At 72.4% G+C, this 15,843-nt stretch carries 12 protein-coding genes; 5 read left to right on the forward strand and 7 right to left on the reverse strand.

Annotated elements, in window-relative coordinates; genetic code table 11:
• Positions 1–138: 138 nt before the first annotated feature.
• Both ACIHAA_RS31505 and ACIHAA_RS31510 read left to right on the forward strand, forming a co-directional pair.
• Positions 139–2,154, forward strand: a complete 2,016-nt coding sequence (locus ACIHAA_RS31505) for an FAD-dependent oxidoreductase (protein ID WP_399823190.1) — start codon at positions 139–141, stop codon at positions 2,152–2,154.
• A 33-nt stretch (positions 2,155–2,187) separates the two neighbouring features.
• On the forward strand, positions 2,188–2,733 hold the full coding sequence (locus ACIHAA_RS31510) for a PadR family transcriptional regulator (protein ID WP_399823191.1): 546 nt from the start codon (positions 2,188–2,190) through the stop codon (positions 2,731–2,733).
• 42 nt (positions 2,734–2,775) lie between these two features.
• Here the strand turns inward: ACIHAA_RS31510 and ACIHAA_RS31515 are convergent, their stop codons facing one another.
• The 5 genes from ACIHAA_RS31515 to ACIHAA_RS31535 form a co-directional block, all read right to left on the reverse strand.
• Complete coding sequence (locus ACIHAA_RS31515) at positions 2,776–3,747, reverse strand: fibronectin type III domain-containing protein (protein ID WP_399823193.1); 972 nt, start codon at positions 3,745–3,747, stop codon at positions 2,776–2,778.
• A 277-nt stretch (positions 3,748–4,024) separates the two neighbouring features.
• On the reverse strand, positions 4,025–4,441 hold the full coding sequence (locus ACIHAA_RS31520) for a PTS-dependent dihydroxyacetone kinase phosphotransferase subunit DhaM (protein WP_399823195.1): 417 nt from the start codon (positions 4,439–4,441) through the stop codon (positions 4,025–4,027).
• Complete coding sequence (gene dhaL / locus ACIHAA_RS31525; protein ID WP_399823197.1) at positions 4,434–5,033, reverse strand: dihydroxyacetone kinase subunit DhaL; 600 nt, start codon at positions 5,031–5,033, stop codon at positions 4,434–4,436. Before dhaL ends, ACIHAA_RS31520 begins: the two co-directional genes overlap by 8 nt.
• 52 nt (positions 5,034–5,085) lie before the next feature.
• Entirely contained in the window at positions 5,086–6,078 is a 993-nt protein-coding gene (gene dhaK, locus ACIHAA_RS31530) for a dihydroxyacetone kinase subunit DhaK (RefSeq protein WP_399823199.1), read from the reverse strand.
• A gap of 341 nt (positions 6,079–6,419) precedes the next feature.
• Entirely contained in the window at positions 6,420–7,196 is a 777-nt protein-coding gene (locus tag ACIHAA_RS31535) for a TetR/AcrR family transcriptional regulator (protein ID WP_399823201.1), read from the reverse strand.
• 687 nt (positions 7,197–7,883) lie between these two features.
• On the opposite strand from ACIHAA_RS31535, the gene ACIHAA_RS31540 reads away from it, so the two are divergent.
• Positions 7,884–8,633: a BTAD domain-containing putative transcriptional regulator gene (locus ACIHAA_RS31540; protein WP_399823203.1), complete on the forward strand. Its 750-nt coding sequence runs from the start codon at positions 7,884–7,886 to the stop codon at positions 8,631–8,633.
• Entirely contained in the window at positions 8,630–11,422 is a 2,793-nt protein-coding gene (locus tag ACIHAA_RS31545) for a BTAD domain-containing putative transcriptional regulator (RefSeq protein ID WP_399823205.1), read from the forward strand. The genes ACIHAA_RS31540 and ACIHAA_RS31545 overlap by 4 nt, the downstream gene beginning before the upstream one ends.
• Before the next feature lie 167 nt (positions 11,423–11,589).
• Here the strand turns inward: ACIHAA_RS31545 and ACIHAA_RS31550 are convergent, their stop codons facing one another.
• Positions 11,590–12,222 (reverse strand): NADPH-dependent FMN reductase, encoded by a 633-nt coding sequence (locus tag ACIHAA_RS31550; RefSeq protein ID WP_399823207.1) that lies wholly within the window; start codon positions 12,220–12,222, stop codon positions 11,590–11,592.
• A gap of 266 nt (positions 12,223–12,488) precedes the next feature.
• Between ACIHAA_RS31550 and ACIHAA_RS31555 the strand changes: the two genes are divergently transcribed.
• The gene (locus ACIHAA_RS31555; protein ID WP_399823209.1) at positions 12,489–13,673 is read left to right on the forward strand and encodes an acyl-CoA dehydrogenase family protein; all 1,185 of its coding nucleotides are present in this window, start codon (positions 12,489–12,491) and stop codon (positions 13,671–13,673) included.
• Positions 13,674–13,743: 70 nt separating this feature from the next.
• On the opposite strand, the gene ACIHAA_RS31560 is transcribed toward ACIHAA_RS31555, so the two are convergent.
• On the reverse strand, positions 13,744–15,834 hold the full coding sequence (locus ACIHAA_RS31560) for an aspartate aminotransferase family protein (protein WP_399823211.1): 2,091 nt from the start codon (positions 15,832–15,834) through the stop codon (positions 13,744–13,746).
• Positions 15,835–15,843: the final 9 nt, after the last annotated feature.

Raw genomic sequence — 15,843 nt, forward strand, 5'->3', positions numbered from 1 at the left:
TTTCGGGCCCGTGCGGCTCCTTCCTGGGGCGACGCTCCCAGCACCCCCGCTCCGACCCCGGCCCATTGTGCAACTAGTTGCACAATGGGCCCGTCGTCGTCTACAACAGAGCGACGACACGCCGGACGGAGGGCCCCCATGAGCCGCTATCCCCATCTGCTGACCCCGCTCGACCTGGGCTTCACCACCCTGCCCAACCGGGTGCTCATGGGCTCGATGCATGTCGGCCTGGAGGAGGCGGAGCGCGGTTTTGAGCGCATGGCCGCCTTCTACGCCGCCCGGGCCCGCGGCGGTGCCGGGCTCATCGTCACCGGCGGTATCGCCCCCAACGACGCCGGACGCCCCTACGAGGGCGGCGCCAAACTCACCACCGAGGCGGAGGCCGAGCAGCACTCCGTCATCACCCGGGCCGTGCACGAGGCGGGCGGGCGGATCGCGATGCAGATCCTCCACTTCGGCCGCTACGCCTACCACCAGGACCTGGTCGCGCCCAGCGCGCTCCAGGCCCCGATCAGCCCCTTCGTCCCGCACGCCCTCACCGACGCCGAGGTCGAGCAGACCATCGACGACTACGCCCGTGCCGCCCGCCTGGCCCGTCTGGCCGGGTACGACGGTGTGGAGATCATGGGCTCCGAGGGCTATCTCATCAACGAGTTCATCGCGGCGGGGACCAACCGGCGCGAGGACCGCTGGGGCGGCTCCTACGAGAACCGGATGCGCTTCCCGGTGGAGATCGTGCGCCGGGTCCGCGAGGCCGCGGGCGACGACTTCATCATCATCTACCGGCTGTCCATGCTGGACCTCGTCCCCGGCGGCTCCTCCTTCGACGAGGTCGTCACCCTCGCCAAGGCGGTCGAGGCCGCCGGAGCGACCCTCATCAACACCGGCGTCGGCTGGCACGAGGCCCGTATCCCCACCATCGCCACCTCGGTGCCGCGCGGCGCGTACGCCTGGGTCACCAAGAAGGTCATGGGCTCCGTATCGGTCCCCCTGGTCACCACCAACCGCATCAACACCCCCGAGCTGGCCGAGCAGTTGCTCGCCGACGGCTACGCCGACATGGTGTCGCTGGCCCGCCCGATGCTCGCGGACCCCGACTTCGTGGCCAAGGCCGCGGACGGGCACCCGGAGACCATCAACACCTGCATCGGCTGCAATCAGGCCTGCCTCGACCACACCTTCAGCGGGCAGATCACCTCGTGCCTGGTCAACCCCCGGGCCTGCCACGAGACCGAGCTGGTGCTGTCCCCGACCAGGCTGCGCAAGCGCGTCGCGGTGGTCGGCGCCGGACCCGCGGGTCTCGCCTGCGCCGTGTCCGCCGCCGAACGCGGTCATGAGGTCACGCTCTACGACGCGGCGGACCGGATCGGCGGACAGCTCAATGTGGCCCGCAAGGTCCCGGGCAAGCAGGAGTTCGACGAGACACTGCGCTACTTCCGCGCCCAGCTCGACCGGCACGGCGTCGACGTCCGGCTGAACACCCCGGTCGCCGCAGCGGACCTCGCCGACCACGACGAGGTCGTCGTCGCCACCGGTGTCACCCCCCGCACCCCCGAGATCCCCGGCATCGACCACCCCCGCGTCCTCGGTTACCTCGACGTCCTGCGGGACGGCGCGCCCGTGGGCGACCGGGTCGCCGTCCTCGGCGCGGGCGGTATCGGCTTCGACGTCGCCGAGTACCTCACCGACGCGGGTGACAAGGCGAGCGAGGACCCGGCGACGTACTTCCGCCACTGGGGCGTCGACATGGACTACCGCGCCCCCGGCGGCCTCGCTGCCCCCGAGCGCCCCGCCCCGCCGCGCACCGTCCACCTCCTCCAGCGCAAGACCTCCAAGGTCGGCGCGGGCCTCGGCAAGACCACCGGCTGGATCCACCGCACCGAGCTGAAGCACCGTGGAGTCACCATGGTGCCGGGCGTGCACTACGACCGGATCGACGATGAGGGCCTGCACATCACCGTGGACGGCGAGAGCCGGGTCCTGGAGGTGGACACGATCGTGCTGTGCACGGGTCAGGAGCCGCGCCGCGACCTGTACGAGGAGCTGCTGGCCGCGGGCCGGACGCCGCACCTCATCGGCGGCGCCGACGTGGCCGCCGAGCTGGACGCCAAGCGGGCGATCAAGCAGGGCACGGAGCTGGCCGCGGCGCTGTAGGGGCGCGGTCTCCCGCCTCCCTAGGATGAGCCCATGTCACTCCCGCACGCGATCCTGACCGCCCTGCTGGAGAAGCCGTCCTCAGGTCTCGACCTGACCCGCAGGTTCGACAGGTCGATCGGCTACTTCTGGTCGGCGACCCACCAGCAGATCTATCGCGAGCTGGGACGGCTCGAACGCGACGGCCTCATCCGCGCCCTCCCGGCCGAGCAGCCGGCCCGCGGGCAGAAGAAGTCCTACGAGGTCCTGCCCGCGGGCCGCGCCGAACTGGCCCGCTGGGCGGCCACGTCCCAGGAACCGAAGCCGATGCGCGATGTGCTGCTGCTGCGGCTGCGCGCCGCGGCCGTGGTGGGCACCGAGGGCATCGAGGCCGACCTGCGGCACCATCTCGCCCTCCATCAGCAGCAGTTGATGGAGTATCAGGAAATCGAGAAACGTGACTTCGGGCCGGACAGGGACTCGGCCCAGGACCGCATCCAGCATCTGGTGCTGCGGGCCGGTATCGATCTGGAGACGTTCTGGATCCAGTGGCTGACCCATGCCCTGGCGGAACTCGGGAACCTGCCCTCACCCCGGTGACCACCCGGCCCGGCCGCCGGGCGCGGTGTGCCGTCGGCCGGGTCACGGGCCGGTCGTCACCGTCACCTCGGGGGAGTAGCCGCCCCAGGTGCCGTCCGGCAGCTTCGCCCGGATCCGCACCCGGTAGGAGACGCCCGCCTGTCGGCCCACGTAGAAGCTGTAGTCGGCCGTGGCGCGCGGCGCCGTCCCGCCCCAGACCAGGGAGGTGGCAGGCCGTCCGTCCAGCTCGATCCCGTACTCCGTGATGACGCCGTCGACCGTCGGCGGCACCCAGGACAGGTCCAGGTAGTAGGCGCCGACGGTCCGGTGCGTCCCGACGCGGAAGCGGGCCGGTGCGGTGCCCGCCCCCTCCTGTGCGCCCGGCGCGGTGGTGAGGGGGACCGGATCGCTCGCCGGGGACACATTCCCGGCCGCGTCGCGGGCGCGGACGGTGAACGAGTAGCGGACGCCCGGCCGCAGCCCGGTGACCACCGTCCCGGTCTGCGCGCCGCCCACACTGTGGATCTTCGTACCGCCCTGCCAGATGTCGTACGACGCCACGCCCCGGTCGTCCGTCGAGCGGCCCCAGACCAGTTGGACCGCTCGGCTCCCCAGCACCTTGCCGCTCGGCCGCCCCGGCGGGGTGGGGGCCCGGGTGTCGGAGGCGACGTCGGCCGGTGTGGTGGCGCGCACCTCGGGACCGGGCGGACCGAGGGCGCCGTCGGTGCCCCGGGCGCGGACGGTGAAGACGTAGGCCGTCGAGGGGGTGAGCCGGACGACGTCCACCATGTGCTCCCCGGCGGACACCTCCGCCATCTTCCTGGTCCCGCAGAAGACCTCGTACCCGGCGACATCCGCGCCGCCGCCCGAGACGCTGTTCCACATGACGTGCACGCTGGTCGCGCTGCCCGCGACGGCGGTCACCCCCAGCGGGGCCGGGAGCAGTCGCCCGCCGTCGTCGCCGGGGCCGCCCAGGGCGCAGGACGCCACCAGGAGCAGCGGACCGCAGATCACCGGTACCAGGGCGCGTCGCAAGGGCCCCTCCCTCCACGGGGATTGGTCTGTACCTGTATCCCATGGGGAGGTCCCGGCAGCAAGAGGGAGGGGCGATGTTCACCGCGGCCCGCTCCGAATACGTATGCTGGAGCCCGAAGCGGCGTGAACTCGCGTTCCTTCCAAGCCAGTTCGTGCCCACGGCGCGGTCCGCTGTCGTCGCCGATCCCGCGCCGGTGAACGCGGCCGGGCGGCCGGAACCCCTTGGGGCCCCGGCCGCCCGGCCGCATCGCGCACCTCGTCGTAACGGGTGCCCGTGTCACTCCTTCCGGTACCCGTACGCCTCCGCGGCCGCCGCCTCCACCGCGGCCAGGTCCGCCCCCGCCGAGGCCGTGACGACCGCGGCGACCGCGCCCTCCACGAAGGGGGCGTCGACCAGCCGTGTGTTCTCGGGGAGTTCGTCGCCTTCGGCGAGCAGCGCCTTCACGGTGAGCACCGCACTGCCGAGATCGGCGAGCACGGCGACCCCGGCCCCCTGATCCGCCGCCGCGGCGGCCGCCGAGACGACCTCGGAGCTGGTGCCGAAGCCGCCGTCGAGCGTGCCGCCCGCCGGGGCGACGGACACCCCCGCGGAACGGCCCGCCAGCGCCTTCGCCAGCTCCGCGACCGACTCGGCGACAGCGGCACTGTGCGACACCAGCACGATGCCCACCAGCTTTCCGGCGGAGTCACTCATCTGCGGCCTCCACCAGTGCGGCGATCAGCAGGGCCGAGGACGTGGCGCCGGGATCCTGGTGCCCGATGCTGCGCGCCCCCAGATAACTCGCCCGGCCCTTGCGGGCCTGGAGCGGCGTCGTCGCCACCGCACCCTCCTCGGCGGCCGCCCGGGCCGCTTCGGCGGAGGTGGACAGCGCCTCCACGGCGGGCACCAGGGCGTCGATCATGGTCTTGTCACCGGGCGCGGCCCCGCCCAGCGCCATGACCCCGTCCACACCGGCCCGCAGCGCCTCGGCCAGCTGCTCCCCGGTGACCTCCTCGGCGTCTCCGAGCGCCTTTCCGGCGCGGCGCAGCAGCGTCCCGTACAGCGGTCCGGAGGCGCCGCCCACCGTCGAGATCAGCTGTTTCCCGGCGAGCTGGAGGACCGCGCCCGGGGTGGCCGGTGCCTCCTTCTCCAGCGTGGCCACGACCGCGCGGAAGCCGCGTTGCAGATTGCTGCCGTGGTCGGCGTCGCCGATCGGTGAGTCGAGCGCGGTCAGTCGCTCCGCCTCGCGGTCGACGGAGGCGGCGGCCGCCGCCATCCAGCGGCGGAAGAAGTCGGCGTCGAGCACTGAATCTCCTTGCATGGTACGGACGTTGACCTCAGTGAGGGTGGTGGAGTGCTCACCTGCCCCAGCGCAGGCCGGGTGTGCTGACCGGGGCGTCCCACAGCCGCAGCAGCTCCTCGTCGATCTGGCACAGCGTGACGGAGGCACCGGCCATGTCGAGCGAGGTGACGTAGTTGCCGACGAGGGTGCGGGCGACCGGGACACCCCGCTCGGCCAGCGCCCGCTGCACCTCGGCGTTGTAGCCGTAGAGCTCCAGCAGCGGGGTGGCACCCATCCCGTTGACCAGGACCAGTACGGGACTGCGCGGCCGCAGGTCGTCGAGGACCGCGTCCACCGAGACATCGGCGATCTCCCGCGCGGTCATCATCGCGCGCCGCTCGCGCCCCGGCTCGCCATGGATGCCGATGCCCAACTCCAGCTCCCCGAGCGGGAGATCGAAGGTCGGAGTGCCCTTCGCCGGGGTGGTGCAGGCGCTGAGGGCGACACCGAAACTGCGCGCGTTCTCCACGACCTGGCGGGCGACGGACTGCACCCGCTCCAGTGGGCGGCCCTCCTCCGCCGCGGCCCCCGCGATCTTCTCCACGAAGAGGGTGGCGCCGGTGCCGCGCCGACCCGCCGTGAAGAGGCTGTCGGTCACCGCGACATCGTCGTTGACCAGAACCTTCGCGATCTGGATGCCCTCGTCCTCGGCCAGCTCGGCCGCCATGTCGAAGTTGAGGACGTCGCCGGTGTAGTTCTTCACGATGAACAGCACCCCGGCGCCGCTGTCCACGGCCGCGGCGGCCCGCACCATCTGGTCGGGCACCGGGGAGGTGAACACCTCGCCCGGACACGCCGCCGCGAGCATGCCCGGACCCACGAAGCCGCCGTGCAGCGGCTCATGCCCCGAGCCGCCCCCGGAAACCAGCGCGACCTGCCCCGCGACCGGGGCGTCCCGCCGTACGATCACCCGGTTCTCCACATCGACGGTCAGCTCGGGATGCGCGGCTGCCATGCCCCGCAGCGCGTCCGTGACCACGGTCTCCGGGACGTTGATCAGCATCTTCATGGGTACCTCCTGAGAAGGTCGGCAGCCATTCCATGGCCTGCGTTTTCGCTGGTCGGAGCAAGGGGGGTTGGTGGTCCTGGTGGTCCGTGACGGCCCGGAGCGGGTTCCGGCGGTACTGATGCTGAGGTGGTGCTGACGTCGGAGATGGGGTGTCAGGTCGGCTGGGCGGTCGGCGAGGTCCTGGCTGGGGTACTGCTGTCGGCAGTATCGGCCTTGCGGCAGCGAAGGTCACGCGCGAGGACGCCTTGGGCGCGCCCCGGCCCCCCTCCGGAAGGCATGCGGCCGCGGTTGCGGTGGCCGCCCAGGCACCCGGGGTGCCGGACCGGTGGGGAGTCGGCGGTTCAGCGGTGGGGTGCGGACTCCTCGAGGTCCGGGGTCAGGGACGCGTCCGCGCCGGGGCACAGGTCCGCGGACCGCTCGGCGTTGGCCGCCGCGAGATGGGTGAGTCCCACGACGAGCATCTCGACGGCCAGCTCGAAACGTTCCGCTGCGGCTTCGGCGCTGAACAGGTCGCGTGTCTTCAGCATGTTGGGGAACCGCGCGGGGAACGCGGCCATGTACTCCCGTATCTCCTTGTCGCGCTGGGCGTGGACCCGGTCGCCGTGCTCGACGGCGCCGAACGTCCACATGCTCATCGCGTAGGCGAACGCCCGGGTGTAGAGGCAGAGCATGTCCGTCGCCTGGGCGGCCTGCCGCATGGACAGTCCGCCCGCCCGCAGGATGGCCATCATCCTCTCCGACTGGAGAAGGTCGTTCGGGCCGACCGGGGTGATGCTCTGGCATCTCACCCGGGCGATGCCCGGATAGGCGGTCATGACCCGGACCTGGCTGCGCAGGACCTCCGTGATCTGCTCGGTCCAGCGCTGCGGATCGGGGTCGGGCACCGGTGCCATCTCCAGCACTCGGTCCAGCATGAGTTCGCTCAGCTCGCTCTTGTTGCAGACGTGCGCGTAGAGAGACGCGGCGCCGGTCTTGAGGGCCTGGGCGACGCGGCGCATGTTCACCGCCTCCATGCCTTCTGCCGCCAGGATTTCCAGGGCGGTGTCGACGATGAGTTCCCGGGACAGTCGCTTGACTGCACGTGGTTCGTGGTTCCAGGCGGACCTAGGGGTCTCCACGTGATCACCTCCGATCTGGGTGAGTGTAACGAATCCCATACTGGACACAAACGCTGTTCGTCCCATAGAACTGTGTTCGTAGGGCGGAATGCTGTTCGCGATGAGGTGGATCATGAACGAACGACGAAAAGCTCGTCCTGGACATTCTGGAGACGGCCTACTCCGCCCGGGGCCACGGAGATTCAGCGGGCCCTGCTGAGCACCCCCGCAAGGGCGCGGACCGGCCCCGCCGTTCGGGACGAACTCCCCGGCTGCCGGCCCCTCACCTCCGTACCGAGCGCCCGTGACCGAGTCTTTCCGGAACGCCCACGGGGCAACCCTGCCAAGGCCCTGCCCGCTCCGCGCCGGTCTCCTCGGCCGTCGTCCACCGCTCACCGTCCGGCGCCCGGCCGACACGGGTCCGCCCTCACCGGCCTTTTCCCGGCCGACTTCACCCGACCACGGGGCGCACCCACCGCGCCCGAAAACGGAATTTCCCTTCTTACTCAACAAGCCGACCTCATCTGCATGGATGTGCGCCGAAACGGAAGAGAAACCCCTTCCCGGCGCACCCGGTTCCGCGCATCGTCCTCGGCCTACCTGCCGGGGCGGGGCAGTGATTTCAAGACGGGAAGCAATACTGTGAAGTTCAATCTGCTCGGGCCTTTGGAAGTGGTGCGCAACGGTGTCTCCTTACCGTTGGGCGGAGTGAATCAACGCGCCGCGTTGGGCTTTCTGCTGCTGTACGCCAACACACCGGTCTCCACCAGCCGGCTCATCGACGCGCTGTGGGACCGGGACGAACCGGCCACCGCTCGGAAGATCCTTCAGAACGCCGTGTCCGGTCTGCGCCGGACGCTCAGCGCCGCCGAGCCCTCCGGCACCCCCTCCTGCTCCCTGGTGACCGGCTCCGGCGGCTATCTGCTCCAGGTGCCGGGGGAGCAGGTCGACCTGTCCCGCCACACCCGGCTCGTCAAACGCGGCCGCAGGGAGCTGGCGGAGGGCTCCTGGGAGCAGGCCGCCCGCACCCTGCGGGAGGCTCTCGGCCTGTGGCGGGGGGAGGCGTTGGCCGATCTGGTCGAGGCGGGCGTGGACTGGCCCGAGTTGACCGCGCTGCGGGAGGAGCGGTGGGCCGCGCTGGAGGACCGCTGCACCGCCGATCTGATGCTGGGGCGCCACCGGGAGGTGATCGACGAGCTGAATGTGGTCCTCGCGGACTCCGGACCCGCGCGGGAGCGGCTGTTCGCGCTGCTCATGCTCGCCCTCTACCGGAGCGGCAGGCAGACGGACGCGCTGGACGTGTGCCGGCAGGCCCAGGCCACGATCTCCGAGGCCTCGGGCATCCGTCCCGGCCGGGAACTGCTGCGCCTGGAGCGGGACATCCTCATCCACGCCCCGGCCCTGCACTCGCCCGCCGCGGCCACCGCCTACTCGACCGACTCCTGGGGGACGCGGTGAGCGGGGGAACGCAGTTCAGGGTCCTGGGCCCGCTGGAGGTCGTACGGCACGGCCGCGAACTCAACCTCGGCGGAATCAAGCAGCGGGCGGCGCTCGGCCATCTGCTGCTCCACGCCAACGAGGTGGTCGCCACGAGCAGACTGATCGCCGCGCTGTGGGACGGCCCGGCGCCGCCGTCGGCCCGCAAGGTGGTGCAGAACGCGGTATGGCGATTACGCCGCCTCCTGGAGTCGGACGGGGAGGGGCAGCACTCCGCCGGTCCGGTCGCCCTGCTCACCCGTACGCCCGGCTATCTGCTGCGGGTCGAGCCGCAGTCGGTGGACCTGTACCGGTTCCGGGCGCTGGTGGACGAGGCCCGGGCGGAGATGGACCGGGGCGCGCCAGATGCCGCGTCCGCGCTGCGGCGCGAGGCGCTCGCGCTGTGGCGGGGTCCCGTCCTCGCCGACCTGGCGGAGACCGGGGTGCTCTGGCCGGAACTGAAGGCGATTCAGAACACCCGCCTGGACGTCCTGGAGGACTTCTTCGAGGCCGAACTCGCCCTGGGGCACCACGATGTGGTGCTGCCGCAGCTCCAGGCGACGGTCGGCGCCGAGCCGCGGCGCGAACGGCTGCTGGGGCAGCTCATGCTCGCGCTGTACCGCAGCGGACGACAGGCGGACGCGCTGACCGCGTACGGCAGGGCCAGGACGGCGCTGATCTCGGACCTCGGTCTGGAGCCGGGCCGCGAACTGCGGGACCTCCAGCGGGCGATCCTCACCCATGACCCGGCCCTGCTGTATGTGCCGGCCCCCGCGCACACCCGCATCACCCCGGGGCAGGAGCCGACCGCCCACCGACCGCCCGCCGCCCAGGAGGTCCCGCCGGTCGTCGCGGCCGACCGCGGAGCCCCCGTACGGGAACGCAGGGAGGTCAGTGTCGTACTGCTGCGGGCCGCATTCGAGGCGGAGTGCGGGCACCCCGACCCCGAACAGGTCGACACCGCGATGGAGTCGGTGAACGAGGTGGTCACCGCCGAGGCACAGCGCTTCGGGGGAACCGTGGCCGCCAAGGTCGGATCGCTCTGGCTGGTGATCTTCGGCGCGCCGCGCAGCCGCGACAACGATGCCATGCGCGCCGTGCTGACCGCACTGGCGATCCGGCACCGCTTCAGCCGCCCGCACCCCGCACTGCGCGGTGTCGGGGTGCGGGCGGCGGTGGACACCGGGGAGGCACTCGTCCGGTACGCCTGCCACGAGGACGGGCCGCTGTCCGCGACCGGCACCGCCCTGGACCGCTGCCACTCCATGCTCCCGCTGGTGCCGCCCGGCGAGGTGTGGGTCGGCGACGGCGTCCGACGGCACACCACGACGAGGATCGACTACCGGCGGGCCCGTACCTCATCGGCCCTGTGGTCCGTGGCGGCGGTCCGTCCGGCGAGCCCCCAGGACCACGGTCTGCCGCTGCTCGACCGCGGTCAGGACATCGAGGTGTTGCTCGGTCTGCTGGAGCGGGCCGGGCCCGGAGGAGGTCCGCCGCTGGCGCTGGTCGTCGGCGAGCCGGGCCTGGGCAAGAGTCGTCTGATCGGCGAGTTCGAGCGGATCGTCCGCCGCCGCGACGGCGAGGACCGCACCTTCGTGGCCCATCTGTTCCCCTGCCAGGTCGACGACAGCCTGCTGGCCGTCGTCGCGGAGGAACTGTCCCGCTGCTGCGGCATCGCACCGCACGACCCGCCGGAGCAGGCCAGGGAGAAGCTCTGGTCGGCCGTGCGGCGGACGGCGGCCACCGCGGAGGAGGCGGACTGGATGTTCACCCAGCTGCTGGTCCTCATCGCGGGCGTCCACGGCTTCGACCCCACCGCGCCCTCCGGAGAGGTGCAGGCGGCCTGGCTGCGCTTCCTGGAGCGGTACGCCGTGGAACGGCCCGTGCTGCTCGTCATCGACGATCTGCACGCCGCCGACGAGGCACTGCTCGACTTCATCGACCGGCAGACCGAACCCTCCGCACGGTCACGCCTGTTCGTGCTCTGCGGGGCGCGCCCGGAACTCTTCCGCCGCCGCCCCGGGTGGAGTTCGCCCAGCGACGACGTGGTGACCGTCCCGCTGGCGCCGCTGCCCGACGCCGTGGTCGAGCAGCAGGTGCGGCTGCTGCTCGACGCCCATGGCATAGGCGTCGGAGCGGAGTCCGCGGTGGGGGCGGGAATGATCCGGGAACTGGCCCGGATCATGGTGATCCTGGCCGACGGAAATCCCCTGTTCGCCGCGGAGTTCGTACGCTGTCTCGCGGACCGGATCCGGTCCGGCGACGTGGCACCCGGCCGGGGGCCGGACGACAGCGCGGCGAGCCTGCTGCCGGTGGCGGTCCGGCGCGTGATCGCGGCCCGGCTGGACGAACTGCCGGGCGGGGCACGGGCGGTGCTGGACGATGTGGCCGTGGCGGGCGGCACCGCGACCGCGGACGCGGTGGCGGCGATGCGGCGATGCGGCGGGGACGCGGCCGCCGCGGTACTGGAGGATCTCACCCGCCGGGGCGTACTGGTCAGAGAGGAGCGGCGCGCCCCCGGGGACGGGGTCCGGTACGCCTTCTGGCACGAACTGGTCGGTCGCGTGGTGTACTCCCGCATCCCGCATGCCCAACGGGCGTCTCAGCGCGCCGTGTTCACCGCCTGGGCGGACCGGCAGGAGCAGCGGCACGGTGGCGGGGACGTCCGGCCCCTGTCGCCGGACGGCCCGGTGGCACGCGGCCTCATCCGCCTGGACCGGCTCGTCCGACGACTGGAGGCCCGGCTGAGGGAGGCTGCCGCGGCGGCCTGAGTGGCAGGGCCGTTCCGGCGGCCGTCTCCGACGTCGAAGCCTGGCGGCCGTCCGGGGCACCCGAGCCGGGACTGCGGATGGCCGCCGGGGTCACCGGGGTCACCGGGGCCGCCGGGCCGACCGGGTCGCCGAGGCCGCCGAGGCCCGGCGGCCGCTCGCGGCCCCCGTCAGCGTGTGGTCTCCGGTGCGGTCGCGCCGCCGAGGAGTACCCGTTCGCCCTCGTCCGGTGTCCCGCGCCCTCGGGCGTGCATTCGGGCGAACTCCACCACCTGCCGGGCCATGGTCTCCAACTGCTCCTGGAGCCGGGGGTCGGCGCAGCGGCCGTCCGCCGTGAAGCCCGTCGCCGCGGTGTTCACCACCACCCCCAGCGGTGTCGGCCAGCCCCGCAGCGCATGCACGATCGTCCGCAGCGCGCCCAGCGTGGACACACCGCTCTGCCAGCCCTGGGCCACGGTCACACAGCCGACGGCGCGCCCGCTGAGGTAGGGGCGCGCGTCGGTGCGCAACTCCTCGACATGGTCCAGGGCGTTCTTCAGCAGCCCGGACGTGCTGCCGTGATAGGCGGGGCTGGCGATCACCACACCGTCCGCCCGGGCCAGCGCCGTCAGCAGCCGCCGGGCAGCCGGGGACACCGCCTCGGCCTGGTCGTAGAGCGGCATCAGCAGGTCGGTGCCCGCGATGGCGGTCACGACCGCACCCTGGCGTTCGGCGGCCGCCAGGGTCGCGCGCAGGGCGCGCTCCGCGGAGGAGTCCGGCCGGGTCGAACCACCGATTCCGAGTACGTTGACTGGTCGCTGCACGGGTGTCCCTCGATCCACGCACAACACCCTACTGAGGCACCTCCATTACCCGTTCTGCAACAGGTAACGATGAATTCCGGCGGAGCGGGACGGGCGATTACAGAGCCGTGGGCGTATGTACCGCGGACATCGCTAGCCTTTCCCGCCGTGGGCACGTCGCGCAGGGTCAGGCACGCCAATGCCGATCGTCCGGTGACCATTTCGCGGAACTGCCCCGAACGCGTGGGAAGAAGCCATCCCGCGAATGGTCCCGAGGAGGAACTGCCATGTCCCAGATCACCGTCGAACGGGTCCCCACCCGCCAGGAGTTGATCGACCGGGCGCGGGAAACGGTCCCGCTGCTGCGGCGCAACGCCGAGCAGACCGAGCGGGAGTCGAAGGTCCCCGAGGAGAACATGTCGGCCCTGCGGGACGCGGGCCTGCTGCGCCTGAGCACCCCGCGCGCCTGGGGCGGCTGGGAACTGCCCATGCGCCACCAGGTGGAGATCCTCTCGGAGCTGGGCCGCGGCTGCCCGTCCACGGGCTGGATCGCCGCCAACCACGCGGCCTCCGTGGACCTGGTGATGCTGATGCCCGAGGCCGGTCTGCGGGAGATCTACGGCGGTGACCCGGACACCGTCATGCTCTCGGCCGCCAGCCTCGACCCGGAGCTGCGGGCCGACCGGGTGGACGGCGGACTCAAGGTCAACGGCCGCTTCCCGTACGCCTCGGGCTGTGAACTGTCCGACTGGGCGTTCCTCGCCTGGGTGCCGGTGTACGACCACGGCAAGCAGACCGGCGTGGCCAACCTGCTGGCGCCCCCCGTCGACCTGCGCATCGAGCACACCTGGAAGGTGGCCGGGCTGCTCGGCACGGGCACCCACGCCATGGTCGCCGAGGACCTGTTCGTACCGGACCGCTTTGTGCAGTTCGCGCCGCTCAAGCCGGACGGCGAGCCCGACTCGCCGGTGCCCGCGACCGTCCTCATCAAGGGCAACCTCCACTCGCTGTCCTCGCTCGTGGGCGCGGCCCGGGGCGCGCTGGACCTGGTCCGCGCGAAGCTGGAGGAGCACAAGCCGCTGGCCTTCTCCACCTACTCCCGCGCGATCGACTCGCTGTCCGTGCAGCAGGAGTTCGCCGAGGCGACGCATCTCATCGACACCGGCATGCTGCACATGCTCGCGGTGGCCGACGGCTTCGACGCGGTACCGGAGGGCGAGGAGGCGTCCCCGGCGGAGCGGGCCCGGCTGCGGATGCACATGGTGAGCTCGCTGGAGCGCTGCCGCGAGGCGATGCAACGGCTCCTTGACCTGGCGGGCACCAGCGGCTTCGCGCAGACCAACCCCGTACAGCGGTACTGGCGGGACCTGGAGATCGGCAGCCGGCATACCGCGCTCAACCGGCCGATGATCTTCGAGGACTACGCCCGGTCCCTGCTCGGCACCGGCGACCCGGTGTCCCTGCTCTTCTGATCCGGGCCGACCCGTACGACACCCTGGCCCCGCCCGGAGTATCGGGCGGGGCCAGGGTGTTGCATGCGGCTCAGACCGCCAGGGCCTCGGCCAGTTCCACCGGCAGCAGCCCGGGGTCCCCGTCGGCACCGAAGCCCGGCGGCAGTTCGAAGCCGTGCGGACCGCGCACCACCTCCGTCGGCGCGTCCGCCCCCGTCAGCCGCCGCAGCACCGGAGCGACCACCACCGTCGTATGCCCCGCGGCCCGCGCCGCGCCGGTCTGCGCCGTGACATCGGCGGCGAGCGTGCCCACCGCGTCCCCGGCCGCCTCGTCGACGAGGAGCGGGAAGACGGTGACCTCCACGGCGGTGCCGTCCGCGGTGCCGCACCGCACGGGCGGGCACGGAGCCATGGCCCGCACCGGCGCCGACCGGGCGACGAAGTCCCGTAGCGTGGCGTCGTCCAGCTCGGCCAGGGACGGGTCGAAGCGCCGCAGCGCCGCCGGAGTGCCCAGCTCGGCGAGGTACGCGACCCGGGCGACGACCGGCCCGGTCCCGGTCCCGGTCCCGCGCACCGGCTCCGGGCGGTAGTCCCGCAGCTGCTCGCGCGGCGCCGGGCCGTCCGCATGGGTCAGCGCGTGCACCAGCCGCAGCGCGTCCCGCCGCCGCAGCACCTCGCAGATGTCGCGGAGGCCCGCCGCCAGCCGGCCGATCGCGGCGTCGTCGATCGTGCAGGACGGCTCGATCCGCAGGGTGTTCGGCGCGCTGCCGGTCGGCATCAGCCGCAGCCCGTGGCGGCGCAGCAGAAAGCCCGAGACGGCGAAACCGAAGAAGCCGCCGCGCGCGTAGTTGCGGATCACCGGGGAGCCCGACTCCGACTGGTCCGCGAACTCGAACCCGAGCAGCAGACCCCGTCCGCGCACCCCGCTCACCACATCGCCGAACTCGGCCCGCACCTCCTCCAGGGCGCCCCGCAACCGGGCCCCGCGCTCGGCGGCCAGCCGGTAGGCCGCCCCGTCGTCGCGCTCCAGCATCTCCAGCACCTGCTCGGTGACCGCGCACGAGAAGCTGTCCTTGGCGAACGTCGAACTGTGCAGCAGCTCGAACTCCTTGACGTACGCGGACCCCCGCACCAGCAGCATCGACGTCTTGGCCAGGCCGCCGCCGACGCTCTTGCCCAGCGTGTAGTAGTCGCCGGTCAGGCCGATCGCCGCACTGGCGAAGAAGGAGCCGGTGCGCCCCGCGCCGGTCTGGATCTCGTCGACGACCAGCGGGCAGTCCACCGCGCGGCACACCTCGGTGATCCGTTCCGCCTGCTGCGCCGTCAGCTCGTTGATCCCGCCCTCGCCCTGGATCGGCTCCACGAAGAAACCGGCCACGAACGGCACACGCCGCCGCCGCACCTCCACCACGCCGTCCTCCACGACGAGGTCGAGCACATACGGCTGCTCCGCCTCGGCGTACTTCAGCGCCTCCTCCGGCCGGTCCGCCGGGACGAACCGAACGCTCGCGCCCAGCCCCTGGAAGGGCAGCCGGAACACCGGATTGTGCGTGAGCTGAAGGCTGCCGACCAGCTTGCCGTGGAAACCGCCCTCCAGCGCGAAGAACTCCGGCGCCCGGCCCAGCGCCTCCGCGTTGCGCCGCCGCACCTCCTCCAGTACGGCTTCGGCGGCCGTGGCCCCTCCGGTGAGTTCGGCGGCCACGGGCGACCACGCGGCCGTCCCCGCACGCACCTGGTCGCAGGCCGCGCGGGCATGCCCGTCCACCTCCTCGGCGAGCGCGCGCAGCCGGAACACCCGGGCCAGCTCGGCGTGTTTCATGGCGGCCTCCACCGCCTCGGCGCCGCTGTTGGCGAAGACCACCTCGTAGGGCTCGTCCACGCCCAGCTCCCGCCGGGCGATCGCGCCCAGCGCCGCCGCCACCCGCTGCGCCTCGGGCCGCCGGGACAGCTGGGCATGGCCGGGGGTGCCCGCGTCCAGCAGCGCCCTGGCGCGGGCCACCAGCTCCGGGTGGTTGTGGCCGAAGAACAGCGAGCCGAAGCCGCCGACGAAGTCGGTGACCGCCCGTTGGCCGCCGCCGTCGTCGGCCAGATACAGCGTGTCGCCCTCGGCGCGCACGTACTCCACGTCCAGACCCCACGCCGAGAGGGCCTTGCCCAGATACCGTTCCGCCAGCTCGTGCATCACGATGCT

This window comes from Streptomyces sp. NPDC052040, assembly GCF_044548405.1.
Lineage (GTDB): Bacteria > Actinomycetota > Actinomycetes > Streptomycetales > Streptomycetaceae > Streptomyces.